A 990-nucleotide genomic window follows, 5' to 3' on the forward strand; every position below is an offset into this window, starting at 1 on the left:
GTTTCCTGCATTTCCGAGGTCCGCATCCAGCCCTCGTACTGCGCCGGGAAATAGCGCTTCCAGTTTTCGGTGACCGTAGCCTCGTCCAGGCTGTCAAAGCCTTCAAAATCGGATTTCTCGCCGTTGGACGGGCTGCTGGAGAGCGCCCCCATGGTCGCCAGCAACAGTCCCGCGCCCACCAGCACGGCTACAAACCAGGAATCCTTTCGCATTGTTCCTTTCCTCACTCGGATGTTCCAGACAGCCAGAAGCATATTAGTGAATTCGCATTTTAAATATGCATCTAGGACTCAAGAATATTCAACCGTGAATGGGATGTCAACAACGTTTTAACCAACGCAAGCGCTTGTTTGTACTGCGCAGACAGTTCAGTCCAGGTTTTTCCGACAAGAGAAATATGCAGAGACAAGTGGCATAATCGCTATTTTAGATACCTCTTTCTCGAAAAGTGAAACTCGACATTTTCTACATACTGGCTTCTCTGGCCGTCTTTTTTGCACTGTTTTTCGCGCTGGCGCCAGATATTCGAGCCCGGCTTGGTCGAAAGAAACCGTCCAGTGGAACGCTACCGCTGCCCCTGCTCCTGGGGATATTGGTGCTCGTACCACTTGTCACGACGATGCTATACCTGCAGGTGGGTACTTATGGCGAAGCCGAGATCGATGATCCACGCGTCACCCAGCTGCGCTCAAAAATGATTGAAATGGCCCGAGACCTGGAGCGGAATCCGGACCAGCCGGAACAGTGGCAACGCCTGGGCCTGGTCTACAAGGACCTGCGTCACTACGGCCCAGCCGAACACAGCCTGCGGAGAGCCCTTTACCTTAGGCCCGACAGCGCTTTCCTGCGTGTTGAACTAGCCGAAACCATTCATCTCCGCAGCGAGTTGCCAGACATGCCCCCACAAGCCAGAGCGCTGCTGGAAGAGGCCATAGAATTACAACCCGACAACCTCAAGGCCCTTTGGTTACTCGGCACCAATGATTTCCT

At 53.5% G+C, this 990-nt stretch carries 2 protein-coding genes; one reads left to right on the top strand and one right to left on the bottom strand.

Annotated elements, in window-relative coordinates; all coding sequences use genetic code 11:
* Nucleotides 1–212 (bottom strand): hypothetical protein (locus G3I74_RS00115; RefSeq protein ID WP_164208711.1); only part of this gene is annotated, 212 nt, incomplete at its 3' end.
* A gap of 236 nt (nucleotides 213–448) precedes the next feature.
* On the opposite strand from G3I74_RS00115, the gene G3I74_RS16155 reads away from it, so the two are divergent.
* Nucleotides 449–990, top strand: a 542-nt coding sequence (locus G3I74_RS16155; protein WP_164208714.1) for a tetratricopeptide repeat protein, incomplete at its 3' end; no start/stop codon positions are given.

Source organism: Wenzhouxiangella limi, assembly GCF_010499265.1.
Classification (GTDB): Bacteria; Pseudomonadota; Gammaproteobacteria; order Xanthomonadales; family Wenzhouxiangellaceae; genus Wenzhouxiangella; species Wenzhouxiangella limi.